Below are 26146 nucleotides of genomic sequence, written 5' to 3'. Positions count from 1 at the left end.
CGATGACCTCTACAACCAGCGGTCGGTGTGTGAGACCGTGAACTCGGTAATCAAGCGCTCGTACGGCTCTGCCGTCCGAGCGCGAGCGTGGTATCGCCAGTTTCGTGAAATTGTGCTCGCCGCCGCAGTCTACAACGTCGAACAAGCCGTGAAACAGTGAATCCCGTCGCCCTCTGCGGATTCAATGAAGCCGCTTGAACAGTTTCTGCTTGCCGCGGAGGACGACGTCGCCCGCGGAGTCGCGCACGGCGTACTTGTTGCGGACGAGCGACTGGACGACCTCGTAGCGATCGCCGTCCAACTCGACGGTGGAGATGTCGTAGTCTGCCATACCATCGAATCCACGGGCACGCAGAAAAAAGCGGAGGGTGGATTCGGTGGACTCGGCGGGCGAACGTCGCGAGCAAGTGGAGGAACGTCGCGGGCGAGTGCGGGACGCCGGGCGACGCGAGAGCGCGTGAAACGGGCGTACACGCGAGGGAGTGATTCGGTTAAGTGCGTCCGGCGCTAGACTCTTCGCAACGAATGACGCCGAGTCGCCACGCAGCACGCGGTTCCGAATCGGTGGGTGAACGCGATGAGTGAGGACTACATCACGGTCCGAGGTGCGGAGGAACACAACCTGAAGGACATCGACGTCGACATCCCGCGCGAGGAGTTCACCGTCGTCACCGGCCTCTCGGGGTCGGGGAAGTCCTCGCTCGCGTTCGAGACGATCTACGCCGAGGGCCAGCGACGGTACATCGAGTCGCTCTCCGCGTACGCCCGGAACTTCCTCGGACAGATGGACAAACCGCAGGTCGAGTCGGTCGAGGGGCTCTCCCCCGCGATTAGCATCGACCAGAAGAACGCGGCGAACAACCCGCGCTCGACGGTCGGCACGGTCACCGAACTCCACGACTACCTTCGGTTGCTCTACGCGCGCGTTGGGACGCCACACTGCCCGGAGTGCGGCCGGGAGGTCGGCGAGCAGTCCGCCCAGCAGATGGTGCGCCGGATCATGGAGCTCCCGGAGGGAACGCGCGCAAAGCTCGCCGCGCCCGTCGTCCGCGACCAGAAGGGGGCCTTCGAGGATCGCTTCGACGAGCTGCTCGCGGAGGGGTACGCCCGCGTCGAAGTCGACGGCGAGGCGTACGATCTCGCGACTGAGGAACCGGATCTCGACGAGAACCTCGACCACACGATCGACGTCGTCGTCGACCGCGTGAAAGTGAGCGAGGACGCCCGCTCACGCATCACGGACTCCGTCGAGACGGCCTTAGAGGAGGCCGACGGTGTCCTGAAGGTCATCGTCCCCGACCCCGTCGAGGGCGTCGAGCTCGGCGGCGCGACGGCGCGCTCGACCGGCGACCTCGCGGAGGAGAGGGAGGACGATCGGCTCGTCGTCGAGTTCTCCGAGGAGCTCGCGTGTACGCACTGCGGGATCGACATCTCGGAGATCGAGACGCGAAGCTTCTCGTTCAACAGCCCGCACGGCGCGTGTCCGGAGTGTGAAGGGATCGGCGAGACGAAGGAAGTGAGCGAAGACCTCGTCGTGCAGGACGAATCGAAGCCGATCAAGCACGTCTTCGAGCCGTGGAGCTACAACCGCTCCTACTACCGGAACCTGCTCGACAACGTCGCCGATCACTTCAGCCTCGACGTCGAGACACCGTTCGAGGAGCTCGAGGAGGACGTCCAGCAGGCGTTCATCTGGGGGACGGACGAGGAAGTCGTCTTCGAGAAGCAGACGAAGAACGGCGTGCGACGCAAAACCGAACGGTTCGAGGGCGTCGTCCCGAACCTCGAGCGCCGCTACGTCGAGACGGACTCCGATCGCGTCCGCGAGCACATCGAGGACTTCATGAGCGTCACGACGTGTCCGGCCTGCGACGGCACGCGTCTGAAACCCTCCTCGCGCGCCGTGCTCGTCGATGGCACGTCGATCACCGCGGTGAACCAGCTGAGCATCGCGGATGCCCTCGCGCACTTCGAGGACGTCGAGGGCTCCTTCACCGAGCGCGAGCGGCAGATCGCCGAGGAGATCCTGAAGGAGATCCGCGCGCGCCTCGGCTTCATGACCGAGGTCGGCCTCGACTACCTCACCCTGAATCGGGAGGCCTCGACGCTCTCCGGCGGCGAGAGTCAGCGAATTCGCCTCGCGACGCAGATCGGGAGCGGGCTTGTCGGCGTACTCTACGTCCTCGACGAACCCTCGATCGGCCTCCACCAGCGCGACAACGACCGCCTGCTGAACACCCTCGAAGAACTGCGCGACCTCGGGAACACCCTCCTCGTCGTCGAACACGACGAGGAAACGATGCGCCGCGCGGACGAGGTCGTCGACATGGGTCCCGGCCCCGGCCGTCACGGCGGCGAGATCGTCGCCCAGGGCCCCTACAAGGAGCTCGTCGAGAGCGAGGCGTCCATCACCGCGGACTACCTTGCGGGCCGCAAGCAGATCCCGGTCCCCGAGGAGCGCCGCGACTGGGGGGACTCCCTCACCATTCGCGGCGCGCGCCAGCACAACCTGAAGGACCTCGATGTCGACATTCCCGTGGGTGCGTTTACCGCGATCACGGGCGTCTCTGGCTCCGGGAAGTCCACGCTGATGCACGACGTCCTCTACGAGGGGCTCGCGCGGGTGATGAACGACAACAGCTCGGTGAATCCCGGCGAGCACGACGGTATCGAGGGCACCCAGCACGTCGAGACGGTGCGCCTCATCGACCAGTCGCCGATCGGCCGGACGCCGCGCTCGAACCCGGCGACCTACACGGGCGTCTTCGACTACGTCCGCGAGAAGTTCGCGCAGACGAAGCTCGCGAACCAGCGCGGCTACGACAAGGGGCGCTTCTCGTTCAACGTGAAGGGCGGGCGCTGTGAGGAGTGTGGCGGGCAGGGCACCGTGAAGATCGAGATGAACTTCCTCTCGGACGTCCACGTCCCCTGTGAGGAGTGTGGCGGCGATCGCTACAACGACGAGACGCTCGACGTGACGTACAAGGGCGCGACGATCGCGGACGTCCTCGGCATGAGCGTCGAGGAGGCCCTCGACTTCTTCGAGGCGGACAGTCGACTCGCGCGCCGCCTCCAACTACTCAGCGACGTTGGCCTCGACTACATGCGTCTCGGCCAGCCCTCGACGACGCTCTCGGGCGGGGAAGCCCAGCGCGTGAAGCTCGCCGAGGAGCTCGGGAAGAAGTCCACGGGTGACACGCTCTACCTGCTCGACGAGCCGACGACCGGCCTCCACTCGGAGGACGAGCGCAAACTCGTCGACGTCCTCCAGCGGCTCACCGACCGCGGGAACTCCGTGGTCGTTATCGAGCACGAACTCGACCTCGTGAAGAACGCCGACCATGTGATCGACCTCGGCCCGGAGGGCGGCGAAGCCGGCGGCGAGATCGTCGCGACCGGCACACCGGAGGAAGTCGCCACGGTCGAGGCGAGCTACACGGGGCGGTATCTCCGCGACAAACTCCCGGCCGTCGACGTCGAGGGCCCGCGGAGCGACCGGGAGAAGCCCGAAGCGCCGGCGGCGGACGACTGACGCGACCCGCAGCTCGTGGGGTGGGCCGGTAACGTCGGGGTCCCGGTAACGTCGAGGTCCCGGTGACACGGGTGTTACCCACTCGGGCACGCGCCGCCGCTGCCCGTAGGCTCTTTTGAAGGGCGCACCACGTAAGCGTATGAGCGACCAGCAGAAGGCCGACTACATCGACGACGTGGACGTGGACGAGGAGTGGGACGCACACCCGAGCGACGCCGAACTCGAAGAGGCTGTCGAGAACCTCGAGGCGAGCGGCTTCGACGTCGAGGTCGTCGCGGACGCCGATGAGGTCCTCGAGTACGTCACGGACGCGATCCCCGCCGGTGAGTCGGTCATGAACGGCCACTCGACGACCCTCGAGGAGATCGGGTTCATGGCGTACCTGAACGAGGGCGACCACGAGTGGGAGAATCTCTACGGCGAGGTCTTCTCGATCGACGACGACGAGGCGCGCGCGGCGGCACGACGCGAAGCGCAGGCGGCCGACTACTTCCTCGGGAGTGCGAACGCGATCGGGCGGGACGGCACGCTCGTCGCCGCGGATCTCTCCGGCAGTCGGGTGGGCGCGTACCCGTTCGCCGCGAAGCACCTGCTCGTCGTCGCCGGTATCAACAAGATCGTCGAGGACGAGGAGGCAGCCCGCGAGCGTCTTCACGACTACGCGTACACCTTCGAGAACGAGCGCGCACAGGAAGCCTACGGCGTCGAGAGCTACCCCTCGAAGGAGCTCGTCTACCGACAGGAGGGGACGGAGGGACGGACGACGGTCGTCCTCGTCGAGGAGACGCTCGGCTACTGAACGGCCGGAAACAGACGGTTCGGTTTTCGCCGATCAAATAACGGATTCGCCGCAGGCCGGGCAGTCGCCACCGTCTCCCTGCTCGTCGAGATCGGTTCGCGAACCGGTCCACCCGCAGACGGCGCACTGCTCGTATTGTGTCACGGTACAATAATGGCGGGCGAAGCCTGAAAAAGGCCGTGCCGGAGCAACAGAGGTGACCGGGAAGCCTATACCGCACCCCGCGATAGGGCGGGTATGTACGATTTCGCGGTCGTCGGCGTCGGGCCGCCGGGCGCGCGCTTCGCCCGTCGGGCGGCCGAACGTGGCTTCGACGTCGTCGCGTTCGAGCGCGGCGAGATCGGCAAGCCGCTCGCGTGTTCCGGCCACGTCTCCCTCGACGTCTGGGAGTACGTTCCCGACGAGGCACGCGAGCGCCTCCACGAGAACGACGTTTACGGCGCGCGCTTCCACACGGGCGGTCCCGAAAGCGACGCCCACGAGTTCTACTACACGGACCGGCCGGTGTCGAACGCGATCGACCGCGTCGGACTGGATAAGACGCTCGCCCGCGCCGCCATAGACGCGGGCGCGGACGTCCGCGACGGGCACACCGTCACCGCGGTCCGTGAACACCAGGACCGCGTCGAACTCGACGTGCGGAGCGCCGATGGCGACGAGACGGTGTCGGCGCGGATGGTCGCAGGCTGTGACGGACCGCGCTCGCGCGTCCGCGATCAGCTGTCGGTACCGGAACCTGACGAGTTCCTCCACGGCGTCCTCGCGTTCGATCCCGAGCCGGACCACGACGACTACGTGGACGTCCACCTCACGGTACCGGGCTTCTTTGCGTGGCGGATCCCGCGCGGCGAGGCGGGTGTCGAGTACGGCCTCGCGGCGACACCGGACGAGTCGGGCGACGTCGCGGCGCGCTTCGACGAGTTCGTCGCGGACTACGGCGTCGCCGAACGCATCGAGCGGCGCTGCTCGGGGCTCATCCCGATCGGCCCGCCGGATCGCGTGACGGCGACACGGGGCTTCCTCCTCGGCGATGCCGCCGGGATGACCAAACCGTTCACCGGCGGCGGGATCCTCTACGGCATGACGGCGGCCGACGTCGCCGCGGCGACGATCGAGCCGGCCGATCCGGCGACGCTCGACGCCTTCGAGGACGCGTGGCGTGAGGAGCTCGGGCGCGACATCGCGCTCGGCAAACTCGTCCGGAAGGGATACGACGCGCCCGAACTCATCCAGCGGGTCGGAATACGACTGTTCGCGGGCGAGATCGGCGTCCACATGGACCGGCCGAGCACGCTCTTCTCACGCGAGCAGGTGAACGCGCTGTTCAAGCGCTGAGCACGCGAACCGCCTGAAAAAACGATGCGTTACTCGTAGCGGGGAGCGCGCGCGGAGCGATCGCTTCCGACGAGGAACGGCAACTCGACGACGTCGGCAGCGCGCTCGCCGTCGGCCGTCGCGAGCGTCGCCGTCTCTGCCTCAGTGTCGTAGGAGACGAGCGCGAGGGCGAGCGGCGCGTCGACCGCACCGCCCCACGCGGCACGAGTTGCTTCGCCCACCGTCCGGCCGTCGACACGGACGTCGAGCGGGTCGTCGATCGCGGGGACGTCCTCGGCGTCGCCGTCGAGGCGGAGGCCGACGAGGCGCTGGGAGGGACGCCCCCTGTTCTCGACCTTCGAGACGATCTCCTGGCCGACGTAACAGCCCTTCTCGAAGTCGAGGGCGTTACGCAGGCCGAGGACGTTCGGGACGCGGCCGGCCATATCGTGCGGGTAGAGCGGCGTCCCGGCCTCCAGCGTGAGCGCTTCCCAGACCCGCGTGCCGAACGGCGGGGCGTTCAGCCCGCGTGTGAGGAGCGTTTCGAGGATGTCGCTCGCGGCGTCGGCAGTACAGACGAGCTCGTAGCCCTCCTCACCGGCCGGCGAGTCCGTGCGGATGACGGTGACGCCGTGGTCGTACATCTCGCCGCGGACGAAGGAGAGCGGCGCGTCGGGCGCGCCGGACTGGTGGAGGACGGACGCGACCTTCTCGGTGGCCTCGGGGCCGTGGACGCCGAAGACGGCGAAGTCGTCCGTGGCCTCCGCGATCTCGACATCCTCGATGAAGACGTTCTCGCGCCACTCATCGGCGACCTCACCGACACGTTCGGGCGGGAGAAAGCAGAGGAGGCTATCCTCGGTCGTATAGACGTACATGTCGGTGCGAATGCCGGCCTGCGCGTCGAGGAGGAGCGCGTAGACGCCCTCGCCGTCAGTCTCCGGGATGGCGTTGGTAACGACGTTGTCCACGAAGTCGTGGCGGTCGTCGCCGGTGACGACGAGCACGCCATAGGCGTGTTCGGTGACGCCGACGGCGTTCCGGACGGCGCGTTGAGTGCGCGCCGGGCGGCCGAAGTGCCGCGGGAGCACGCGCTCGCCGCGTTCCTCGAAGACGGCACCGTAGTCCTCGTGGAGGTCCCTAACGACGGTCATGGACGTAGTGGGTGTGGCGCGCGGTTAAAGCGTCCGCTCCCGGCTCACAGCCCGACCTGCTCGCGGAGCCACGCGACGACGGACTGCGCTTCGTCCTCGCCGCCGGCCGCCGGATCAGGAACGACGCGGTCGGCGGGCCTGATGAGCGTGCGGTCCTCGCGCGACTCGGCGGTGATGAGCCCGTCGCGCTTCAGGTCCGCGAGCGCCTCCTCCAACCCGTCGATGTCGACATCGACGCGCGAGCGGAGCTCGAAGACGGTCATCCCCCCGTCGCGACGATCGACCAGCGCGTCCAACACCGCGACCTCGGTGTCGTCCCGCGATCGGAACTCGCGCTTCGCCTGCATACACGGGTGTAGGGGCTGCTTGCGTATAGCGATATCCCCGAGCGGTACGCTTTTCCCGGTGGCTGGGGTATCACGCGTCTAATGGGTCTGATGTGCTCCCTACTCGGACATGAGTACGGCGAGCCCGAGACGGAACGCGAGCGGGAGGAGCGCGGCGACGAGGTCGTCGAGTACGTCCGGACAGTCGAGTACTGCGATCGCTGCGAGCGTGAACGCATCGTGAGCGAGAGCACGGAAGTCCGCTCGGTCCAACAAGCCCCCGCGTCCGTGACGGGCGACACCGACGACGACGTCGCAGGCGACCGAGAAGGGCTTGCCGCCGCGTTCGAGCGCGTCGAGAACGAGGGCACCACGAGCGAGCCCGCGCGGGTGTCAGAACCCGCCGAGTTCGTCGATGCCGCCGCGAACGCGGTTGCAGGGACGTCCGCGTCCGAGGAGAACGAGAGTACCCCGAGCGACGGGACTGACACCGCGACGGCCGACGTCGCGGGGGACGACGACGCGGAGCTGCTCACCGACGACGGGCCGGCAGAAGCGGCAGACACGACAACCAGCGCCGGTGGAGCGACCGCCGAGTCGTCGTCGACCGCCGACGATGACGCGGACGAATCACCGTCCGACGATTTGGCCGCCGAGGAGCCAGCCGACGAACCGACGACGGACGACGCGGTCATCCTCACCGACGACGGCACCGAACAGGAACCCGAGCGCGAGCGCGGCGCGTGGCCGTCGAGCGACGACACGCGCGAGACGGAGCGGACGGTGATCGACGCGGACGACGCAGCGAGCAACACCGGGCGCGACGGGATCGCGAGCGCCGGCCCGATCGAGTCCACGCCCGATCGTGAGGGGGGCGAACTCGTCTGTCCGGAGTGCGGGAAGCGCACAGGCGCGAGCGGCTCGTCGCTCCGCGCGGGCGACATCTGCCCGGACTGCCACCGGGGCTACCTTGCTGAGGCCATCGAGAGCGCGTGACGCGAAGGGGTTATACGAGTTCACCCATTCCCGTGGCGTATGAAGGAGTACAAGATGCGACGCGGGGAGTACCTCGAGGAGCGGATCCCGGACATGGAGGCGACCGTTGAGGAGTATTTCGGCGATATCTCCGGGACGGAAGAGTACAAGGGAAGCGATCTCTACGTCGTCGAGGACCCGGATAACCCGGTCTTCGAGCGCATCGTCGCGGGCGCGCTCTCCTACTCCGGCAAGAAGGACAAACTCGCCGTCGAGTTCGAGGAGCGCCCCGCAGCAGAGGTCATCGCCGAGGGCCACGCGGACGCCGCCGAGGACGCCGTCTCCGCGAAGAACGACTTCCTCCTCGAGGCCACCGGACGCGACGCGAAGTCCCGCCGCGATTCGCTCAAGCGGACGGTCGAAGATGATGCGGACACTCCCGACGGCGTCTCCGAGTAGCGTACTCCCCTTCTCGTGTTCTTCGCGCCGTAGCGGTAGCGACGGCAGCGTGGCTCGAACTCCGGCGACGCACCCGGTACTGCGAGCGGAAGAATGACGGCTCGTGGCTCAGCGATTCAGCTTCTGTCGGCTGATCGCGACGCCGGAGGGCGAGATGATGAGTTGATCGTCGCCCTTCTGGATGATGTCGCCGTCGACCTCGCGGGCGACCTGCCGGAGTTCCTCGGTGAAGTGTTCGGTCATCGAGTCCTCGGTTCGCAGGCGCGTGATGTCCGCGACGACGATATCGCCGTCGTAGACCGCGTCCTTGATCGCGATGACGTCCTCCTGATTGTCGATCTCCGCGATGTGGACGGTCGTGCGGGCGTCACCGGCGTTGGTGTCGAAGTCGCCGAGGTCGAGTTCGACGTAGTCCTCGGTGCTGTTACCGGAGCCACCGAGGATCTTCTGCATGAATCCCATGGACACAAGAGTCACCGGCGACCGCATAGTTCTTGCGTCCACGAACGCGCTGCCCGGACGTTTAGGGGGGTTGGGCGCTTCCGGGGAGACGATGACGTTCAGCATCTGCGTCCACGAAACATACGCGGACGCGGCGGGCGAGCGTGCGGATCGCTTCGGGGTGGCGGTGACGACGCGCCTCCCAGCGGTCGGGTCGCTCTGCCCCTACGTCTCCGAACACGGCGCGATCGCGACGCAGTCGATGATCAACGAACGCCTCGGGAGGAAGGGACTCGACTACCTCGCAGACGGCGTCGCGATCGACGACGCGCTAGAGGCATTGTTGAACGCGGACGACGGGCGCGCGGAGCGACAGGTCCACGGCGTCGACGACGAGGGGGCGTTCGCGTTTTCCGGCGCTGACTGTCACGGCTGGGTCGGCTCGCGCGAGGGTGAGAACTACACGGTCGCCGGAAACCTACTAACAGGCGAGTCGGTCGTTGACGCCGTCGCGGACGCCTACGCGGCGAGCGACCGCGGGGAGGCGCTCGCGCCGCGGCTGATCGACGCGCTCGCGGCCGGGCAGGCCGAGGGCGGCGACAAGCGCGAGACGCTCACGGTGCAGTCGGCGGCACTGAAGGTCGTAACGACGGCGGACGATCCGAACGCCGGTGGGTACGGAAGCGACCTCCGGGTCGACGCCACCGACTCACCGGTTCGTGACCTGCGCGAGACGTACCGACAAGCGACGGTGGAGTTCGCGCGGGCGGCGGAGGCGTACGAGCGCGAGGAGTGACTCAGGCGACGAACTCGAACAGGTCGTCGCCGACGTGGTGGAGCGACTCGACGACCTTCCCTGACTCGCCCGTCATCTCCGCGCCGTCGACGAGGGCGCGCCCGATCGCGAGCGCCTTCCCGTGTGTCTCCTCCACGATCACGACGAGGTCGCCTGCGTCGATGGAGTCGTCGGCCTCGGTGATCCCGGGACGCATCACGTCCGCGCCGTCGCTGACGAACGAGATCGCCCCGGCGTCGACGGTGACGACGCCGCGCTTCGGGGGGTACTCGTTCGCCCCGCGGACGGTGAGGAACGGATCGTCGTCGAAGTACGCGGCGAGCGGCTCGCCATCGACGAGGATGACGTCCCGCTCCGTATCCTTGAACTCGACAAGCTCGTAGCTGTCGGCGTCGAGCGTCACACCGAGCAGGTCGTCGAGAGCGTCGTTCAGCTCGCTGACGTCGTCGCTGCGAAGATGGTGGCGGGACGAGACTTCCATACTGCCACCACGGGGCGTTCGGCGCTTAAATCGTCCGCTCGCCCGTCGACCCGCGGCGACACGACTAACTGCCGGAACGTCATACCTCGAAGCATGTCGAACACAGCAGACGCGGCGAGCGCCGACGGGGAACCCGAGGGGCCGATCCGCGTCCCCGCCGACCTCGCGCGCCGACTGGAGAATAAGCGTGAGGACCTCTTCGAGAAGTTCGAGATCCGCGATGCGTTCCCGAAGGAAGTGCGAGCCGAGGCCGAAGAGCGTGTCGAGGACGTACAAGCCGAAATCGAGGCGGAGATCGAGGACCGCAAAGACCTCCGCGATCTCACGACGTGGACGACCGACCCCGCCGACGCCAAGGACTTCGACGACGCGATCAGCATCGAAGAGCGCGACGACGAGTACGTCCTCTGGGTCCACATCGCGGACGTCTCCCACTACGTCCATCCCGAATCGGCGATGTGGGAGGAAGCCATCGAGCGCGGGAACACCGTCTATCTCCCGGGCTACACCGTCCACATGCTCCCGCCCGTGCTCGCCGAGACGGTCTGTTCGCTCGTGCCGAACGAGGACCGCCTCGCGCACACCGTCGAGATGCACCTCGATAAGGAGACGCTCGGCTACGACACCATCGACATCTACAAGTCCGTCATCGAGTCGGACGAGCGCCTCACCTACAACCAAGCGGAAGAACGCCTCGACGACCCCGAGGCCCCGCTCCACGAGGAATGCAACCTCGTCTTCGACGTCGCGGATCGGATGCACGAGCAGCGCAAGGAGGAGGGCAGCCTCGTGCTCAACCCCCGACGCGACCGCGCGCACACCATCATCGAGGAGAGCATGCTGAAGGCGAACAAGGCCGTCACGCACGAACTCATGTGGTCGCGCGGCGTGGAAGCCGTCTACCGCGTCCACCCCCAGCCCAGCCCCGACGAGTGGGACGACGCGCTCCGCGAGATCCAGGAGCTCGACGGCGTCTCCATCCCGGGCGACTCCTGGGACGACCCCCGGAAGGCTGTCAACGCCACCTTGGAGGAAGCGCCCGGCCGCCAGCTCGGGAAGATCCAGTGGGCCGTGATGAAGGTGATGCCCCGCGCGAAGTACATGAACGACCCCTTCGGCGGCCACCACGCGCTCAACTTCGAGATCTATGGGCACTTCACCAGCCCGATCCGCCGGATGAGCGACCTCGTCAACCACTGGATCGTCTACCAGAACGACGTCCCGGAGAATCTCATCGAGCTCTGCGACCACGCAAGCGACCGGCAGAAGGCCGGCGAGAACGCCGAGCGCGAGTATTCTGACTTCCTCGAAGAGGTCGGGCTCGACTCCGACGCCGTGAAGAACCGCGGCATCGAGGCAGACGACGACCTCGAGGAAGTCCAGTACTGAACGAGAAACGGGCGATCGTCCGATCGCGTGCCCGGCCTACTGGTGCGTGAACAACAGGACGTCGTCGTCGTGCGACGTCACGCAGAGATCGAGCACCTTCGAGAGTTCGAGGCTGTTGAACTCGTCGCGACAGACGACGAGATCGTCGAACGGCTGCTCACACGCCGGGCACGCCAGACTGACCGTGTTCGTGTACGTCTTCACACTACCGGCTTCTTCGTACGGCGTCAGCGACGAGACGAGTTCGTTGTACGCGGCGTCGTCCATATCGAAGCGTCGGACTACACCGTCAAAGCTTTCGGGGTCGATGGGTCGCCGACGCGATGGACCGCATGTTGCGTCACGGTCGTCGAAGTGAACGGCGAGAAGTGGGAGTGGACTCGCTGGGATTTGAACCCAGGGCCTCTTCCTTGCGAAGGAAGCGATCTACCACTGATCTACGAGCCCGCCGCGTACTCATTCGTAGTCGACGGTTGTTACTTGTACCTTGTGTTTCGATAGCGCCGGGTGCGGGACAACACCGTCGGTAGCCGCCGTGAGAAAGGTGGAAAATCGGGTGGCGTGTGACAGCGCCGGTCGTCGAAACCGCGCTCAGTCTTCGAGAACGATCTCGATGGAGACGTTGTTCGGGACCTGAATGCGCATGAGCTGGCGGAGCGCGCGTTCGTCGGCGTCGATGTCGATCAGACGCTTGTGGACGCGCATCTCCCAGTGCTCCCACGTCGCCGTCCCCTCACCGTCGGGGGACTTGCGAGAGGGGACCTCGAGGGTCTTGGTGGGCAGCGGGACCGGCCCGCTCAGGCTGACGCCCGTCTTCTCCGCGATTTCGCGGACGTCGTCGCAGATGTCATCGAGGTCAGTGGGGCTAACGCCCGCGAGCCGAACTCGTGCCTGCTGCATTCGTTAGGCCTCGTTGACGTCGAGGACCTTGCCAGCCGCGATGGTCTGACCCATGTCGCGGACGGCGAACGAACCGAGCTCCGGGATCTCGGAGGACGGCTCGATGCTGAGGGGCTTCTGCGGGCGGACGGTGACGACCGCGGCGTCGCCGGACTGGATGAAGTCCGGGTTCTCCTCGGCGACCTCGCCGGAGGCCGGGTCCATCTTCTTGTCGATGGACTCGATCGTACACGCGACCTGTGCCGTGTGAGCGTGGAAGACCGGCGTGTAGCCGGCCGTGATCACGGACGGGTGCTGCATCACGACGACCTGCGCCGTGAACGTCTCGGCGACGCTCGGCGGCTCGTCGGCGGGACCACAGACGTCACCGCGACGGATGTCGTCCTTGCCGATGCCGCGAACGTTGAACCCGACGTTGTCACCGGGCTCGGCGCTCGGGACTTCCTCGTGGTGCATCTCGATGGTCTTGACCTCGCCACCGACGTCCGACGGCTGGAAGCTGACGTTGTCGCCCGTGTTCATCGTCCCGGTCTCGATCCGTCCGACGGGGACGGTACCGATGCCGGAGATGGTGTAGACGTCCTGGATCGGGAGGCGCAGCGGCGCGTCCGTCGGCGGCTCCGGGACGGGCAGGCTGTTGAGCGCCTCGAGGAGAGTCTCGCCGTCGTACCACGGCGTGTTCTCGGAGGCCTCGGAGACGTTGTCGCCCTCGAAGGCCGAGGTCGGGATGAAGGAGGCGTCGTCGGTGTTGAACTGGACCTGCTTGAAGAGGTCCGTCACGTCCGAGACGACCTGCTTGTAGGTGTCCTCGCTGTAGTCGACGACGTCCATCTTGTTGACGGCGACGATGAGCTCGTCGATGCCCAGCGTGCGGGCGAGGAAGACGTGCTCACGGGTCTGGGGCGCGACACCGTCGTCGGCGGCGACGACGAGGACGGCGTTGTCGGCCTGCGAGGCACCCGTGATCATGTTCTTCACGAAGTCACGGTGGCCCGGACAGTCGACGATGGTGAAGTAGTATTCGTCGGTGTCGAACTCCTGGTGGGCGATGTCGATGGTGACACCACGCTCGCGCTCCTCGGCGAGGTTGTCCATGACGTAGGCGAACTCGAAGCCACCCTTGCCCTTCTCTTCGGCTTCCTCGCGGTGCTGCTCGATGACGTGCTCGGGCACACTCCCAGTTTCGAAGAGGAGCCGCCCGACCATCGTACTCTTTCCGTGGTCGACGTGGCCGATGACGGCCAGGTTCTGGTGCGGTTTGTCGCTCATGGTCAGGTATCGCGCTGAACGCGCGCTCTGTGCAACGTATTCGCCAGTTACCTGTAAAACGGTTTCGAAAGGCGACGCCCTTGTCGCGCTCTCACGCGCCCGAATACTGGTACTTCGTACCGTGGGTCGGATGCTCAGCGCTCGGGGAGTCGACCGACGTCGGCGAGCACCGCACTCGCCGTCTCCGGGCCGCCAGCGCCCCGACCGCTGATGTTCAACCGCCCCGCGTTCGTCGTCTCTAGTTGGACGATGTTCTGCGTGCCCGTGACCGCGAGCGTGTCGTGTTCCGTGACGAGTCGCGGACTGACACGGACGTCACCGTCCGCGGTCACCTCACCGATCAGCCGCACCGTGCGGCCGTCCTCGGCAGCGAGTTCGAGCGTGCTCGTCGGGACGTCCGTGATCCCCTGCACGTCGACGTCGTCGAGCGAATAGCCGCCTCCGTGGAGGACGTTCGCGAGGATCGCGCACTTCAGCGCGGCGTCCGTCCCGTCGACGTCGAACGTGGGGTCCGCCTCCGCGACGCCGAGGTCCTGTGCCTCGGCCAGGACGTGCTCGTAGCCGAGCCCCTCCGCGGCCATCCGCGAGAGGACGAAGTTCGCCGTCCCGTTCAGCACACCGCGGGCCGCGGTGACGTGCGAGGGGTCCATCCCCTCGATCGTCGCGATAACTGGGATCGCCCCGGCGACGGTCGCCTCGAAGCGCACCTCGCCCGCGCTCGCGTCCGCGAGCGCCATCACGTCGTCGTAGCGCTCCGCGACCGGCCCCTTGTTCGCGAGGACGACGTGCCGATCGCGTTCGAGCGCCGCCTCGACGTGCTCGAAGCCGGGATGGGCGTCGCCGAGCGTCGTCGGCGTCGCCTCGACGAGACAGTCGTACTCGGCCCCGAGCGCGTCCGCGGGGGCCGCCTCGCCGACGGAGCCGACACGGTCCTTGTGTGCGAGCGCCGCGTCGGCGTCGATGCCGTCCGCGTCGACGGCCGCTCCCGTCGAATCCGCGAACGCCGTCACCGTGTGACCGTACTCGGCGGCGAGTTCGACGACGCTCCGGCCGACCGCGCCCGCGCCCATCACGGCGAGTTTCATGCCACACCCTCCGCGAACGGCTCGACGACCTGCAACTCCTTCTCGTCGGCGACGGCCCGAACACAGTCGAGGGCGGCACCGACCGACCCCTCCGTGGCGGCGAGACGCAGGCGCGCGCTCGACACTGCATCCACACCCGGTTCGTCCGTCAACGAGAAGTCCACGACGGACGCCGACGCGCACGACTCGATCCGCGAGAGCGTATCCGAGAGGTCCGTCTCGACGAGCGACCCGGCGAGCAGGACGGTCACTTCCTCGCCGTAGCGCTCCGTCCCCGCCTGGATGACGTTGATGCCGGAGTCGCGGAGCGCGTCGACGATCGTTTCGAGCTGGTGGGACGTACATTCGAGATCGACCTCGACCGGGATGTGCCCCCGCGGGGTGAGCGATCCGCGTTCGTGGAAGACGCTCAGGAGGTTGCCGCCGTTCTCCGCGATCGGGCGCAGGGCGTTCAGGAGCTCGCCGGGTTCATCGACGAGTTCGAGCCGAACAGTGTGTGCCTGCCGCTCATCGTCGCCCTCTGGCACGATCTCGCTCACCGGGAACACCCCCGGACGCCCTTGATCGCTGTTGTCGGGGCGACACGGACGGGTGATTGCGCGTCGCTCCGACGGTTCGCGGGCGTATCCGCGTGCATATCTCCCCGGACGCCCCCGGCGCGTTAGAAACCTTCGGCACGCGCGTCGGGTAGCTTCGGCACGCACGACGGAGAGTGATCGCGTGTCCACTGCTCGAACGGGACGAGCGAAACCGGATCGCGACGGACGGGCCGACGCCGCCGCGTGACGAAACGGCGAAACGGGGCCGCGGCGTTAGAAGTAGTCGACCGTCTCGGGGAGTTCCGTCTTCATCCCCTTGCGCTCGCGGATCCCCATGATGATCTCGCGCTGCATGTTGTCGGAGAGGACGCGGAAGCCGGCGTTCTCCGTGTTCCATGACGCGCGACCCTCGGTCGCAGAGCGGATGTCGCTGGAGAAGCCGATCATCTCATCAACGGGCGCGATGCCCTCGACGACCATGAGGTCGCCCTCCTGGTACATGTCGTCGACGCGGCCACGGCGACCCTGGATCTCGCCGGAGGCCGCGCCCATGTGCTCGGTCGGAACGTCGATACGGACGTCCTGAATCGGCTCGAGGAGCCGAATCTGAGCGTCGATGAGCGCGTTGTGGACGGCCTGGCGAACTGCGGGGATAACCTGCGCCGGACCGCGGTGGATAGCGTCCTCGTGGAGACGCGCGTCGTGCAGGCGGATCAGCGCGCCCTGCACGGGCTCGGCCGCGAGCGGGCCGTCGTCGAGGGCCTGCTGGAGCCCCTCGTTGACGAGCTCCATCGTCTCGTTGAGGTGCTGGATACCCTTCGTGTCGTCGATGAAGACGTTCGTGTTGTGGATGTCCTCGACTTCCTGCGAGGTGTCCTTGTCCATCCCGGCCTCCTGGAGGGCCTCGCGGCGCTCCTGCTCCGGCATGTCCATCGAGACGTCGCCGAGCTGGATCGTCTCGACGATGTCCTCGCCGAGCGGCTCGACCGTGATGTAGAAGCGGTTGTGGTTGTTCGGCGAGCGTCCCTCAACCTCGCGGGACTCCTGCGTTGGAGCCTCACGATAGACGACGATCGGCTCACCGGTGTTAACCGGGATCCCCTGGTTGCGCTCGATGCGCTGGGTGATGACCTCGAGGTGGAGCTCGCCCTGCCCGCTGATGAGGTGTTCGCCCGTGTCCTCGTTGATCTCGATACGGATCGTCGGGTCCTCCTTGGCGACCTGCTGGAGCGTCTCGATGAGCTTCGGCAGGTCGTCCATGTTCTTCGCCTCGACGGACTTCGTGATGACCGGCTCGGAGATGTGCTCGATGGACTCGAACGGAGTCATCTCCGTCGAGGAGGCGGTGGAGCCCGCGATGGCGTCCTTCAGACCGGTGACGGCGGCGATGTTCCCGGCGGGGACGTGTTCGACCTCCTCACGCTCGCCACCCATGTAGATGCCGACGGACTGGACGCGGTTCGTGCCCGCGGTCCCGGAGACGTAGAGGTCCTGTCCCTTCTCGATCGTTCCGGAGAAGACGCGACCGGCGGCAATCTCGCCGGCGTGCGGGTCGACACCGATGTCGGTGACCATGAGGACGACCTCGCCGTCCTCGTCGACGAGGCGCATCGACTCCGCGATGTCGGACTCGTCGTCGCCACGCCAGATGCGCGGGATACGGCGGGGCTGGGACTCGATGGGGTCCGGGAAGTGCTCACACACCATGTCGAGCACGACGTCCGAGAGCGGCGTGCGCTCGTGGAGCTCTTGGCGATTGTCGTTTCGTTCGAGCTCCATGATGTCCCCGAAGTCCATGCCGGTGCGCTGCATCGACGGCATCGAGACGCCCCACTTGTAGAGCGCGGACCCGAATCCGACCGTGCCGTCCTCGACGGAGACGGTCCAGTCGTCGATGTCGTCCATCTCGTCGGTCATCCCGCGGATGAGCTCGTTTACCTCGTTGATGACGCCGAGCAGACGCTTTTGCATCTCCTCGGGGCCCTCCTGCAGCTCGGAGATGAGGCGATCGACCTTGTTGATGAACAGCGCCGGCTTGACGCCCTCGCGGAGCGCCTGCCGAACGACCGTCTCCGTCTGGGGCATCGCGCCCTCGACGGCGTCCACAACGACGAGCGCACCGTCGACGGCGCGCATCGCGCGCGTCACGTCGCCACCGAAGTCGACGTGGCCCGGCGTGTCGATGAGGTTGACGAGATGGTTCGTCCCGTCGTACTCGTGGGTCATGGAGACGTTCGCGGCGTCGATGGTGATGCCGCGCTCCTGCTCGTCCTCCTCGGTGTCCATCGCGAGCTGCTCGCCCGCGGTCTCGTCCGAGATCATGCCCGCACCGGCGAGCAGATTGTCGGTGAGGGTCGTCTTCCCGTGGTCGACGTGGGCGGCGATGGCGATGTTCCGGATGTTCTCCGGCTCGTCCATCAGCCGCTCACACTGTTCGACGATCTTCTTGCGTCGGCCCATTATGTTCGTGTGTACCGCCAGCGGGTTGAAAAGGGTAGTGTTTCCGTCTCCGCGCGTGAGCCGGCGACACACGGCCCGTTCTGCGTCGCCGGTTCGCTACGGGGCGGACCGCCGCACGCGACACCACTCGCCGCGGGCGCAAGAGTCAACCCCGTCCACGACGTGTTAACTACACACATGGATGTACAGGTCCACGGTACCGTCCCCGCCGGGCCGTTCCTCGGTGCACGGGACCTCTTCGAACACCAGTACGACGTCGAGAAACCGGTACACGTCCGCGTCCGCGAGGACCCGGACGAGCGGACGTGGGCCGGTCACTACGACGACCGCCACGTTCTCAACATCTCGCGACGTGCCGCGACGTCCGTGATGGCGCGCGAGCTCGCGCTCCACGAGTACGCCCACATGGCCCGCTACGAAGACGACCACGTCTCGCACACGATGGGGCTCTCCGAGGTCCTCTTTCTCGCGCTCCCCGGACGGCGCGTCGAGCGCCGTGTCCTCCAGCAGTGCGAGCAGCTCGCCAACCACGCCAAGGACATCTACGCCGACGACATCACCCTCGACGTCGCGCCGACGGACAAGCTCCTCACGTTCCTCGAATCGCAGCTCGCCGCCGCCGTCGCCGAGCGTCCGCCGGCCGGTACCGAGCCCACGGGCGGCTATCGACTCACCGCCGCCGCCGATCCCGAGTTGACCGCCGTCAACGCCGCGTTCGCGCTCGCACTCCTCGAACGCCACGATGCCGTCCCGTCCGACCACCGGATCTACGAGTTCGCCAACCTCGCCGACGCCGACGCACCGACCGTCGATATGCCGTGGTTCAAAGAACAGTTCCGCACGCTCGCGGACGACCCGGACGAATCCACCCATCGCCACGTCCTTGTCGACCTCGTGCGCGCGTACGTGGACGCCCACGAGACGACGACCGGACCGGCGGCTGACTGAGCCGGGACCGTCGCATCGCTACACGGTGTGCGAAGACGAGAAAACGGAAAACCGCAGTTAGCGGGCCGCAGCGGCGACGCGTTCCTTCTCCTCCTTCTGCGAGACGGCGTACGTCTGCAGGTCGTAGTCGGCGGCACCGATGAGCTGGTTCGCGAGCGCGTCAGCGGCGTCCGTCGGCGTCTTGAACGAGTCCGAGTACGCGCCGTCAGCGAGGAACTTCAGCGCCTGGTCGACGCGGCGCTGGGGCGCGACGTCGACGGCCTTCGGGACGGAGATACCACCGTACTTCAGGCGGACGGTCTCCTCTCGGGGCGCGGCGTTCTCGACCGCGGTGACGAGCACCTGCACCGGGTTCTCCTCGGTGCGTTCGTGGACGGTCTCAAAGGCGTCGCGGACGATCTTGAGCGCCTGCTGCTTCTTGCCCGCGTTCTGGCCGGTCTTCATCAGGCGGTTGGTGAGCCGCTCGACGATGGAGATCTGGCTCTTCTGGAACTGCTTAGAGGCGTGACGCCCCATCGTGTGCGCGATGGGTGTCGCAGTGATGTAGCGCTTCGTGGACGGATCCGCGTAACTGATCTCCGTGACGTCCCAGACGCCGAAGAGGTCGGCCTCACTGGACTCCTCGCTACCGGCGGGGGTCTCGGGTTCGGGGGCTTCTTCCGTGGACATTATCGGACCGGTTTCTCCGCGTTACCGCGAACGAGTTCGATGAGCGAGACGCCGTTGACCTTCTCGACCTTGTAGTTGACACCCGAGAGGTCACCCATGGCGCGACCCTTCGCGCCACCGATCCCGGCGATCGTGACCTCGTCGTGCTCGTCGATGAAGGAGATCGCACCGTCACCGGGGCAGAACGCGGTCACCTGCTTCCCGTTCTTGATGAGCTGGACCCGGACGCATTTCCGGATGGCGGAGTTGGGCTGCTTGGCCTCGATCCCGACCTTTTCCAGCACGATACCACGTCCCTGGGGCGCACCCTCGAGGGGGTCGGATTTCTCCGAAAGCCCCCGCTCCCGACGCGCGTAGTCGGAGTCGGACCACCGGTGCGTCTGGCGGTCCTTCTTGAGTTTGCGCGCGGCGTACTTGCCGTTCGGCATACGCAATATTTCCCAGTGCAACTACTTAAGCCCGGTCTTTCGTCGGTGCCCGTGGCGCTACGACACACGACCGGTGTCGTCATCCCCATCCCGCGACGTGTCCGCGACCGTCAACGATCCCGTGATCTCCGCCCGGTTCGGTGGGTTCAACAGGATGTCGTGCTCCTCGAAGGCAGCCGCGACGCGACGGACGTACGTCGACCGGACGTCCGCGATCGGCGTCTCGGTCGGGTCGTCGATCCAGTAGCGCGCGACGACGTCGAGCGAGTTTGTCCCGAACCCTTGCACCTGGACCGTCGGCTCGGGATCGGCTGCGATCCGCTCATTCACTTCGGCGGCCTCGCGTGCGAGACGAATGGCCGTCCCGATATCGGCGTCGTGTGCCACCCCGAACGTCTCCGAAACCCGGTAGTTCGAACCGGCGTACGGCGCGATCAACGCGTTCGTCGTCAGCTGAGAGTTCGGAACGGTGATGGTCTCGCCCGCCGCCGTCCGGACCCGCGTCACCCGGAAGTCCACCTTCTCGACCGTCCCCTCGTTTCCGTTCCACTGGATGTAGTCCCCGACGTGGAAGTCCGGGTCGGCGACGAGGAAGACGCCGCTGACGAGGTTCCCGATGACGTCCTGGCCGGCGACCCCGAGCGCGAGCGTCGCCGCCGCGACCACGAGCGCCGAGCCCTGGAACGCCTTCCCAAACCCCGCGGCCGCCGTCGCCAACACGAGCGCGATCGCCGCAACGGCGACCCGCGCGTAGAGATCCACGGCGTCGACGAGAGTTTGGTCTTCCCGATTACGCACCCGAACGACGCGCACGAGCGGGGGCACGAGGACGAATCGCCCGACTGCATAGACGATGAGCGCGACGGCGACGAAGACCCCGAACTGCACGAGGAGATCGTGGTACGACGCAGCCGCCCTAACGAGCCGGTCGGCGACGCTCACGCTGACACCTCAGACATACGTAGACGTGTGGCGGCGTGCGATAAGAGCGTGGGGGCAGGGCGGGGCGGAGAGAAGGACGAGTGCAGCCCGAGCCTACGTCAGTTGGATGTCGTCGATGTCGAAGTGACGCTTCGCCAGCTCTTTTGCCATCTCGATGTTCGTCCCCGACTCGCCGATGGCGACGCCGCGGTCCTCGTGGGCGACCTCGGCGTACGCGACGGTGTCGTCGTTCTCGCTGATCGTGACGTTGTACACCGCGGCGGGGCTCAACGCGTGCGCGACGAACCCTTCCGCGTTCGGGGCGTCCTCGACCAGTTCGACATCGCGACCGAGTTCGTCCTCAAGACGCTGGACGCGCTCGCCGCCGCGGCCGATCGCCTGTGGCATCTCGCCGGCTTTCACGACGAACACCACGCGGTCGCGCTCGTCGTCGACGACGCAGTCGACGGCGGTCGCGTCCGTGGCGTCCTCGAAGGCGGCGATGAGCCGTCGCGCCTCGTCGGAGAGCGTGACCGTCACGGATCAGTCGCCCGTCGTTCCCATGCGGAGATCAACGTCACCGGTCCCGAGGCGAACGGGCTTCCCGACGATGACGTTCTCGATGACGCCGTCAAGGTCGTCGGCCTCGCCGTAGATGGCGGCGTCGAGGAGGTGGTTGACGGTGACCTCGAAGGCGGCGCGCGCGAGCACGGAGTCCTTGTTCCCGGAGATCCCGTGCCGGCCGATCGACTGGATCGTCCCGTCGTTCGTCATGATGTCCGCGACGAGCATCAGGTGGCGGATGTTCACGTCGTCGAGACCCTGCTCTTCGAGCGTCGTCATCGTCTCGTCGATGATGGCCTCGCGGGCCGCCTCGATTCCGAGGGTCTTGTGGACCTCGTGGATGTTGTTACACGTCGTCCGGGAGGCGTCCACGCCCTCGATCTTGAGCGTCTTCTTGAACGCGGAGCCCTCTGTGTAGAGGACGAACTCCTCGCCGCCATCGATCTCCTCCTTGCGGATGACGACGCGCGTGATGTCCTCGATGCCCTTGAACGTGATCTCGCGGAGCTGCTCGACGAGCTGGAGAAGCTCGCGATAGCTCGGTTCTTCCGGGCCGAACTCGAGGACGGTCCCGTTCTGTCTGACCGTCACGCCGAGGTTGTCCTGGATGATGTCCGCGATCTCGTCGGCGATCTCCGTCGTGCTCTCGACGGTCGGCCAGCGCTCCGAGAGGGTGTCCTCGTTGAGGTCGATCGAGACGATCATGTCCGCGACGTTCGTCGAGATGTCGCCGAGCGCGAGGATCTTCGTCGCCTCGATGTTCCAGACGACCTCGTGGGCGCGCTCGCGGTCCGTCGCGTGCTCATCTTCGAGGTGGACCGTCATCATCGGCGTGTCCGGGTTCTTCCGGGCGTCCACGAGCTCGATGAGCCGCGGAAGCCCCTGCGTGACGTCGATCTCCGCGACGCCCGCGTAGTGGAAGGTGTTCATCGTGTTGTGCGTCACGACACCCTGGGCAGTCGTGAACGTCTCCAGCCCGGCGACCGAGAAGTCGTAGACGTGTTCGTGTTCGGGCTCGATCGCGTCGATCGACTCGATGCGTTCCCAAGACGCGCGATCGATAGTTCGATCGACATCATCGGTCCCCTCGACTGTGGTCCCACCATCAGCCGCAGTGACAGGCGCGAAGTCGAATTCGGCGGTGTCTGCGGTCCCGTCGTATGAACCGACAACCGGAAGCTCGTCACCAACTTCGAGTGTGTCGCTCGCAATCGGCTTGATTTCACCATCTACCCGCTTCACGAACGAGTGCGCGCGCGTCGCGCGGATCGTCCGCCCGGATTCGAGCGTGAACGCGAGGAGGTCGTCCGGCGCGTCGTGGCGGCTGACCTCCTCGACGGGTTTCCACTCGACGCCCTCGTCGGCGCGAAGGCTCGGTACTTCGAGGTCATTCGGGGCGAGCGCAACCTCGTGGTCGTCGAGCGTGCGCGACTCGTGGGTCGCGAGCACGTCATCAACGAGGTCGCCGATTTCGACGATGTCCGTCTCGCCGCGACGGCGGACGAGCACGCGCTCATCGTACGGAACGCTCATCTGCGTTCCCGGCTCCCCGATGGACTGCGCGCTCACCGTCCCGACCGGATCAAGCGCCGGGACGCGCGAACTCGTGTACTGGGCCTCGACGGCCTTCGCGATGTAGTTCGCGTGTTCCGTATCGACGCCCTCGCGGGCCTCGATCGTGTCGTACACGTCCTCCTTCAGGCGTCGCGGGAGGTCGGTGTCCTCCACGACAGCCTCGATGTCGTCTGTGATCTGGGTCATTTAGTCGTCACCCTCCGCGGGCGCGGAGTCCTCGTGCGTCCACGACTCGCCGTGCTCGGAGAGGTTCGTCGGCGGTTCGCGCTCGCCGATGAACTCCTCAAGGTCGGCCTCGCTCTCGAACTCGGATTCGAGGACGCGGTCGGCGATGCTCTCGACGTCGATGTCGGCCTCCTCGTCGGAGGCGACACGCACCGGGCTGGTACCGTCCTCGCCGAACTCGAACTGGACGATGGTGTCCGAGGTGTCCCGGACCGTCCCGTCGTACTGCGTTTCGAGCTCGGAGAGGGCGTTGATCAGCCGCCGCTGGAGGTAGCCGGACTTGGAGGTCCGGACCGCCGTGTCGACGAGCCCCTCACGGCCACCCATCGCGTGGAAGAAGAACTCCTTCGGGCCGAGACCCGACGTGTAGGAGCTCTCCACGAAGCCGTGGGCCTCCGCGGAGAGGTCGTCGGGCTTGTAGTGGCTGAGCGTGCGGTCCTCGTAGCCGCGGTTGATCCGCTCGCCGCGTACGGCCTGCTGGCCGACACAGCCGGCCATCTGTGTGAGGTTCAACATCGACCCACGCGCCCCGGACTCGGCCATGACGACCGCCGGGTTCGTGTCGTCGAAGTGGTCGCCCGCAATGTCACCCGCGGAGTCGCGGGCCTTCCCGAGCGTCTGCATGATCTTCATTTCGAGGGTCTCATCGACCGTCCGGCCGGGCAGGCTCTCCAAGTCGCCGGCCTCGTAGGAGTCGATGAGTTCCTCGACGCGGTCGTACGCGTTCCCGATCGCGTCGTCGATGCGCTCCTGGGCCTCCGCGGAAATGGACTCGTCGTCGATCCCGATGGAGAACCCGAAGTGCATGATCGCGCGCATCGCGAGCGCCGCGACCTCGTTGATGAAGATGCGGGCGCGCGTCGCGCCGTACACCTTCATGATGGTGTCGACGATGTCGCTGCCGAACTCGCCGACGCCGTCCTCGTCGATCGTCCCCTCGATCAGCTGACCGTCCTCGATGACGACGTCCTCGCCGGCGCTCGACTTGAACTCGAGGTTGAGGTCGTCGGGCAGGAGCTCGCTGAACAGGGTGTAGCCGGTCCAGTACTCCGCGCCGTCCTCATCGACGCCGTCCGCGGGCGGGAGCTCGTCGATCCGGGTCTGGCGCAGCAGGTCGAGCGCCTGCGTCTCGTTGAACGAGGGGTTGTCGTGCGTCAGGAGATACATCCCGCTGATGTGGTCCTGAATCGCGCCGATGATGTTCTCGCCGAAGCGCGGGCTGAGGATCTGCTCTTGCACGCGCATGAGGACGCGGGCTTCCGCGCGCGCCTCCTCGTTCTGGAGGGCGTGCATGTTCATCTCGTCGCCGTCGAAGTCGGCGTTGTACGGCGGACAGACGACGGTGTTCAGCCGGAAGGTCTTGTACGGCATCACGACGACCTCGTGGGCCATGATGGACATCCGGTGCAGGCTGGGCTGCCGGTTGAAGATCACGATGTCGCCGTCGATGAGGTGGCGCTGGACCTCCCAGCCGTGCTCGATGCGCTCGGCGAGCTCCTCGCAGACCTTCTCGGTGACACGCACACGCCGACCGTCCGGTCGCTTCACGTAGTTCGCGCCGGGGTGGCCCTCGGGGCCGTTGCGGACGTACTGGCGCGCGCGCTCCATGTTCTGCTCGTTGACGACCATCGTTTGGGTCATCTCGCGGGCGACGCGCTCGGGGACGCCGACCTCGTTGAGGGAGAGAGTCGGGTCCGGGCTGATGACGGTCCGGGCGGAGAAGTTCACGCGCTTCCCGGAGAGCGATCCACGGAAGCGGCCTTCCTTGCCTTTCAGGCGCTGGGAGAGCGTCTTCAGCGGGCGGCCGGAGCGGTGGCGCGCCGGCGGCGTACCACTGATTTCGTTGTCCATGAACGTCGTGACGTGGTATTGGAGGAGCTCCCAGAGGTCCTCGATGATCAGCTGGGGGGCACCCGCCTCGCGGTTCTCCATGAACCGCTGGTTGATGCGGATGATGTCCACGAGCTTGTGTGTGAGGTCGTCCTCGGAGCGCTGGCCGTTGTCCAGCGTGATGGACGGTCGCGCCGTGACCGGGGGGACCGGGAGGACGGTAAGGATCATCCACTCGGGACGCGACGTCTCTGCGCTGACGCCGAGCACTTCGAGGTCGTCGTCCGGGATGTCCTCGAACCAGTCCCGGATGTCGCTCGGCATCAGCTTGTTCATGTCCTCCATCGTGAGCTCCGCGCCGATGGCCTTCTCGATGGCTTTCCGGCCCTCTTCGCGCGGGCGGAACTCGCCGCTGAGGATCTCGTTGATCCGCGAGATGTCGATGTCCGTCTCCTCGGCGAGCGCCTGCGGGCTGATGCCCGCGTCGTCCTCGTCGGGGTCGGGCTGCATCGCGGAGGCGATACGCTCGGAGTAGTCGGAGGCGAGGACCTGCTGGACCTCGTAGTAGGTGGTGGGCTTCTCGTGTTTGACGTCGTATTGGGCCTCCCCACAGTGCGGACAGTTGGACTTCTTGCGCGCCTCTCGGATCGCGGCCTTCGTGACGTCGGAGACGTCCTGGCGGAGGCTGCGCGTTCGTTCGAGGTCGTCGCTGTACTCGTCCATCTCCTCTTCGGTGAGGAGGAGCCGGGAACAGCTCCGGCAGGTACCGCGCAGGAGGCGGCGGATGAGCTTCGAGAAGCCGACGTGGATGACGGGCGCGGCGAGCTCGATGTGGCCGAAGTGGCCGTTACAGGAGCCCGAGCGGTTCCCACAGGTCTTACACTCCAACCCGGGGTCGATGACGCCCAGCCGCGGGTCCATCAGCCCCATGTCGATGGGGAACCCGTCGTCGTCGTAGGTGTCGGCCGTGATGACCTTCGTGGCGCTCATCTCGCGGTACTCCTCCGGGTCCATCAGCCCGAAGCTGATTTCGCCGATCTCCTTCGGTGATTGTCCTGCTGACATGT

The 26146-nt window shown here is 66.6% G+C and carries 25 protein-coding genes, 1 tRNA gene and 2 pseudogenes; 9 read left to right on the top strand and 19 right to left on the bottom strand.

The genetic code is table 11. The features are described 5' to 3' along the window. On the top strand, positions 1-160 hold a 160-nt coding region (locus ABDZ36_RS12510; RefSeq protein WP_343749337.1), incomplete at its 5' end, for a transposase. 33 nt (positions 161-193) lie between these two features. Here ABDZ36_RS12510 and ABDZ36_RS12505 read toward each other — a convergent pair. Further along, positions 194-331 (bottom strand): annotated as a pseudogene (locus tag ABDZ36_RS12505) (LURP-one-related/scramblase family protein); the annotation flags it as partial. A 246-nt stretch (positions 332-577) separates the two neighbouring features. On the opposite strand from ABDZ36_RS12505, the gene uvrA reads away from it, so the two are divergent. The 3 genes from uvrA (at position 578) to ABDZ36_RS12490 (ending at position 5666) form a co-directional block, all read left to right on the top strand. Then, the gene (gene uvrA, locus ABDZ36_RS12500) at positions 578-3532 is read left to right on the top strand and encodes an excinuclease ABC subunit UvrA (protein ID WP_211311484.1); all 2955 of its coding nucleotides are present in this window, start codon (positions 578-580) and stop codon (positions 3530-3532) included. Positions 3533-3671: 139 nt separating this feature from the next. Then, positions 3672-4331 (top strand): LUD domain-containing protein, encoded by a 660-nt coding sequence (locus tag ABDZ36_RS12495; RefSeq protein WP_211311485.1) that lies wholly within the window; start codon positions 3672-3674, stop codon positions 4329-4331. Positions 4332-4568: 237 nt separating this feature from the next. After that, entirely contained in the window at positions 4569-5666 is a 1098-nt protein-coding gene (locus ABDZ36_RS12490) for a geranylgeranyl reductase family protein (protein ID WP_211311486.1), read from the top strand. 29 nt (positions 5667-5695) lie between these two features. Here the strand turns inward: ABDZ36_RS12490 and ygfZ are convergent, their stop codons facing one another. After that, positions 5696-6799 (bottom strand): CAF17-like 4Fe-4S cluster assembly/insertion protein YgfZ, encoded by a 1104-nt coding sequence (gene ygfZ / locus ABDZ36_RS12485; RefSeq protein ID WP_211311487.1) that lies wholly within the window; start codon positions 6797-6799, stop codon positions 5696-5698. A 44-nt stretch (positions 6800-6843) separates the two neighbouring features. Continuing rightward, positions 6844-7146, bottom strand: coding sequence for a DUF6432 family protein (locus ABDZ36_RS12480; protein ID WP_211311488.1), 303 nt, complete (start codon positions 7144-7146; stop codon positions 6844-6846). Positions 7147-7227: 81 nt separating this feature from the next. Here ABDZ36_RS12480 and ABDZ36_RS12475 point away from each other — a divergent pair, with 81 nt between their 5' ends. Together ABDZ36_RS12475 and ABDZ36_RS12470 are read left to right on the top strand one after the other, a co-directional pair. After that, positions 7228-8121 carry a DUF7093 family protein gene (locus tag ABDZ36_RS12475; RefSeq protein ID WP_211311489.1) on the top strand — a complete coding sequence of 298 codons (894 nt, stop codon included), beginning with the start codon at positions 7228-7230 and terminating at the stop codon, positions 8119-8121. Positions 8122-8160: 39 nt separating this feature from the next. Next, complete coding sequence (locus tag ABDZ36_RS12470; protein WP_211311490.1) at positions 8161-8559, top strand: DUF5611 family protein; 399 nt, start codon at positions 8161-8163, stop codon at positions 8557-8559. Between the two features lie 108 nt (positions 8560-8667). Here the strand turns inward: ABDZ36_RS12470 and ABDZ36_RS12465 are convergent, their stop codons facing one another. Next, entirely contained in the window at positions 8668-9021 is a 354-nt protein-coding gene (locus ABDZ36_RS12465; protein ID WP_211311491.1) for a cell division protein SepF, read from the bottom strand. A 91-nt stretch (positions 9022-9112) separates the two neighbouring features. Between ABDZ36_RS12465 and ABDZ36_RS12460 the strand changes: the two genes are divergently transcribed. Then, positions 9113-9796, top strand: coding sequence for a DUF1028 domain-containing protein (locus ABDZ36_RS12460; protein WP_211311492.1), 684 nt, complete (start codon positions 9113-9115; stop codon positions 9794-9796). Position 9797: 1 nt separating this feature from the next. Here ABDZ36_RS12460 and ABDZ36_RS12455 read toward each other — a convergent pair whose 3' ends face one another. Further along, positions 9798-10277, bottom strand: a complete 480-nt coding sequence (locus ABDZ36_RS12455) for an RNA-binding protein (protein ID WP_211311493.1) — start codon at positions 10275-10277, stop codon at positions 9798-9800. A gap of 93 nt (positions 10278-10370) precedes the next feature. Between ABDZ36_RS12455 and ABDZ36_RS12450 the strand changes: the two genes are divergently transcribed. Then, a complete protein-coding gene (locus ABDZ36_RS12450) occupies positions 10371-11666 on the top strand; it encodes an RNB domain-containing ribonuclease (RefSeq protein ID WP_211311494.1) in 1296 nt (431 codons plus the stop codon). A gap of 36 nt (positions 11667-11702) precedes the next feature. Here ABDZ36_RS12450 and ABDZ36_RS12445 read toward each other — a convergent pair whose 3' ends face one another. The 7 genes from ABDZ36_RS12445 to ABDZ36_RS12415 form a co-directional block, all read right to left on the bottom strand. Beyond that, the gene (locus ABDZ36_RS12445; RefSeq protein WP_211311495.1) at positions 11703-11933 is read right to left on the bottom strand and encodes a DUF7385 family protein; all 231 of its coding nucleotides are present in this window, start codon (positions 11931-11933) and stop codon (positions 11703-11705) included. A 108-nt stretch (positions 11934-12041) separates the two neighbouring features. Then, positions 12042-12113: transfer RNA gene (locus ABDZ36_RS12440), tRNA-Ala, on the bottom strand. A 144-nt stretch (positions 12114-12257) separates the two neighbouring features. Next, positions 12258-12566, bottom strand: coding sequence for a 30S ribosomal protein S10 (rpsJ, locus tag ABDZ36_RS12435; RefSeq protein WP_211311496.1), 309 nt, complete (start codon positions 12564-12566; stop codon positions 12258-12260). A 3-nt stretch (positions 12567-12569) separates the two neighbouring features. Further along, complete coding sequence (tuf, locus tag ABDZ36_RS12430; RefSeq protein WP_211311497.1) at positions 12570-13835, bottom strand: translation elongation factor EF-1 subunit alpha; 1266 nt, start codon at positions 13833-13835, stop codon at positions 12570-12572. 134 nt (positions 13836-13969) lie between these two features. Further along, on the bottom strand, positions 13970-14920 hold the full coding sequence (locus tag ABDZ36_RS12425; protein WP_211311498.1) for a homoserine dehydrogenase: 951 nt from the start codon (positions 14918-14920) through the stop codon (positions 13970-13972). Further along, positions 14917-15459, bottom strand: a complete 543-nt coding sequence (locus ABDZ36_RS12420; protein WP_343749336.1) for an amino acid-binding protein — start codon at positions 15457-15459, stop codon at positions 14917-14919. Before ABDZ36_RS12420 ends, ABDZ36_RS12425 begins: the two co-directional genes overlap by 4 nt. Before the next feature lie 273 nt (positions 15460-15732). Then, positions 15733-17919, bottom strand: a complete 2187-nt coding sequence (locus tag ABDZ36_RS12415) for an elongation factor EF-2 (RefSeq protein ID WP_211311499.1) — start codon at positions 17917-17919, stop codon at positions 15733-15735. Positions 17920-18096: 177 nt separating this feature from the next. Between ABDZ36_RS12415 and ABDZ36_RS12410 the strand changes: the two genes are divergently transcribed. Beyond that, the gene (locus ABDZ36_RS12410; protein ID WP_211311500.1) at positions 18097-18867 is read left to right on the top strand and encodes a DUF5781 family protein; all 771 of its coding nucleotides are present in this window, start codon (positions 18097-18099) and stop codon (positions 18865-18867) included. A 57-nt stretch (positions 18868-18924) separates the two neighbouring features. Here ABDZ36_RS12410 and ABDZ36_RS12405 read toward each other — a convergent pair whose 3' ends face one another. The 7 genes and pseudogenes from ABDZ36_RS12405 to ABDZ36_RS12370 all read right to left on the bottom strand — a co-directional run bounded on the left by ABDZ36_RS12405 (position 18925) and on the right by ABDZ36_RS12370 (position 26144). Continuing rightward, a complete protein-coding gene (locus ABDZ36_RS12405) occupies positions 18925-19536 on the bottom strand; it encodes a 30S ribosomal protein S7 (protein ID WP_211311501.1) in 612 nt (203 codons plus the stop codon). After that, positions 19536-19964 (bottom strand): 30S ribosomal protein S12, encoded by a 429-nt coding sequence (locus ABDZ36_RS12400; protein ID WP_020220806.1) that lies wholly within the window; start codon positions 19962-19964, stop codon positions 19536-19538. Before ABDZ36_RS12400 ends, ABDZ36_RS12405 begins: the two co-directional genes overlap by 1 nt. Positions 19965-20021: 57 nt before the next feature. Continuing rightward, complete coding sequence (locus ABDZ36_RS12395; protein ID WP_211311502.1) at positions 20022-20906, bottom strand: mechanosensitive ion channel family protein; 885 nt, start codon at positions 20904-20906, stop codon at positions 20022-20024. Between the two features lie 93 nt (positions 20907-20999). Continuing rightward, entirely contained in the window at positions 21000-21425 is a 426-nt protein-coding gene (locus ABDZ36_RS12390; RefSeq protein ID WP_211311503.1) for a NusA-like transcription termination signal-binding factor, read from the bottom strand. A gap of 3 nt (positions 21426-21428) precedes the next feature. Further along, positions 21429-22982, bottom strand: a complete 1554-nt coding sequence (gene rpoA2 / locus ABDZ36_RS14935) for a DNA-directed RNA polymerase subunit A'' (protein WP_211311708.1) — start codon at positions 22980-22982, stop codon at positions 21429-21431. Next, positions 22974-23210: pseudogene (locus tag ABDZ36_RS12375) on the bottom strand (DNA-directed RNA polymerase subunit A''); the annotation flags it as partial. The pseudogene ABDZ36_RS12375 and the gene rpoA2, both read right to left, overlap by 9 nt. Next, on the bottom strand, positions 23211-26144 hold the full coding sequence (locus ABDZ36_RS12370) for a DNA-directed RNA polymerase subunit A' (RefSeq protein WP_211311504.1): 2934 nt from the start codon (positions 26142-26144) through the stop codon (positions 23211-23213). Positions 26145-26146: the final 2 nt, after the last annotated feature.

Origin of the sequence: Halarchaeum salinum, from assembly GCF_039520965.1 — an archaeon.
Lineage (GTDB): Archaea > Halobacteriota > Halobacteria > Halobacteriales > Halobacteriaceae > Halarchaeum > Halarchaeum salinum.
This window is presented reverse-complemented; position numbering and strand designations above follow the sequence as displayed.

What these genes read in the sequence shown, in the direction of transcription:
- ABDZ36_RS12445 (WP_211311495.1), bottom strand. Translation starts at nt 11,933, where the DNA reads ATGGACGACGCCGCGTACAACGAACTCGTCTCGTCGCTGACGCCGTAC.
- ABDZ36_RS12400 (WP_020220806.1), bottom strand. Translation starts at nt 19,964, where the DNA reads ATGCCGAACGGCAAGTACGCCGCGCGCAAACTCAAGAAGGACCGCCAG.
- rpsJ (WP_211311496.1), bottom strand. Translation starts at nt 12,566, where the DNA reads ATGCAGCAGGCACGAGTTCGGCTCGCGGGCGTTAGCCCCACTGACCTC.
- ABDZ36_RS12370 (WP_211311504.1), bottom strand. Translation starts at nt 26,144, where the DNA reads ATGTCAGCAGGACAATCACCGAAGGAGATCGGCGAAATCAGCTTCGGG.
- ABDZ36_RS12450 (WP_211311494.1), top strand. Translation starts at nt 10,371, where the DNA reads ATGTCGAACACAGCAGACGCGGCGAGCGCCGACGGGGAACCCGAGGGG.
- ygfZ (WP_211311487.1), bottom strand. Translation starts at nt 6,799, where the DNA reads ATGACCGTCGTTAGGGACCTCCACGAGGACTACGGTGCCGTCTTCGAG.
- ABDZ36_RS12405 (WP_211311501.1), bottom strand. Translation starts at nt 19,536, where the DNA reads ATGTCCACGGAAGAAGCCCCCGAACCCGAGACCCCCGCCGGTAGCGAG.
- ABDZ36_RS12455 (WP_211311493.1), bottom strand. Translation starts at nt 10,277, where the DNA reads ATGGAAGTCTCGTCCCGCCACCATCTTCGCAGCGACGACGTCAGCGAG.
- ABDZ36_RS12480 (WP_211311488.1), bottom strand. Translation starts at nt 7,146, where the DNA reads ATGCAGGCGAAGCGCGAGTTCCGATCGCGGGACGACACCGAGGTCGCG.
- uvrA (WP_211311484.1), top strand. Translation starts at nt 578, where the DNA reads ATGAGTGAGGACTACATCACGGTCCGAGGTGCGGAGGAACACAACCTG.
- ABDZ36_RS12475 (WP_211311489.1), top strand. Translation starts at nt 7,228, where the DNA reads ATGGGTCTGATGTGCTCCCTACTCGGACATGAGTACGGCGAGCCCGAG.
- ABDZ36_RS12415 (WP_211311499.1), bottom strand. Translation starts at nt 17,919, where the DNA reads ATGGGCCGACGCAAGAAGATCGTCGAACAGTGTGAGCGGCTGATGGAC.
- ABDZ36_RS12425 (WP_211311498.1), bottom strand. Translation starts at nt 14,920, where the DNA reads ATGAAACTCGCCGTGATGGGCGCGGGCGCGGTCGGCCGGAGCGTCGTC.
- ABDZ36_RS12470 (WP_211311490.1), top strand. Translation starts at nt 8,161, where the DNA reads ATGAAGGAGTACAAGATGCGACGCGGGGAGTACCTCGAGGAGCGGATC.
- ABDZ36_RS12460 (WP_211311492.1), top strand. Translation starts at nt 9,113, where the DNA reads ATGACGTTCAGCATCTGCGTCCACGAAACATACGCGGACGCGGCGGGC.
- ABDZ36_RS12490 (WP_211311486.1), top strand. Translation starts at nt 4,569, where the DNA reads ATGTACGATTTCGCGGTCGTCGGCGTCGGGCCGCCGGGCGCGCGCTTC.
- rpoA2 (WP_211311708.1), bottom strand. Translation starts at nt 22,982, where the DNA reads ATGAGCGTTCCGTACGATGAGCGCGTGCTCGTCCGCCGTCGCGGCGAG.
- tuf (WP_211311497.1), bottom strand. Translation starts at nt 13,835, where the DNA reads ATGAGCGACAAACCGCACCAGAACCTGGCCGTCATCGGCCACGTCGAC.
- ABDZ36_RS12465 (WP_211311491.1), bottom strand. Translation starts at nt 9,021, where the DNA reads ATGGGATTCATGCAGAAGATCCTCGGTGGCTCCGGTAACAGCACCGAG.
- ABDZ36_RS12495 (WP_211311485.1), top strand. Translation starts at nt 3,672, where the DNA reads ATGAGCGACCAGCAGAAGGCCGACTACATCGACGACGTGGACGTGGAC.
- ABDZ36_RS12410 (WP_211311500.1), top strand. Translation starts at nt 18,097, where the DNA reads ATGGATGTACAGGTCCACGGTACCGTCCCCGCCGGGCCGTTCCTCGGT.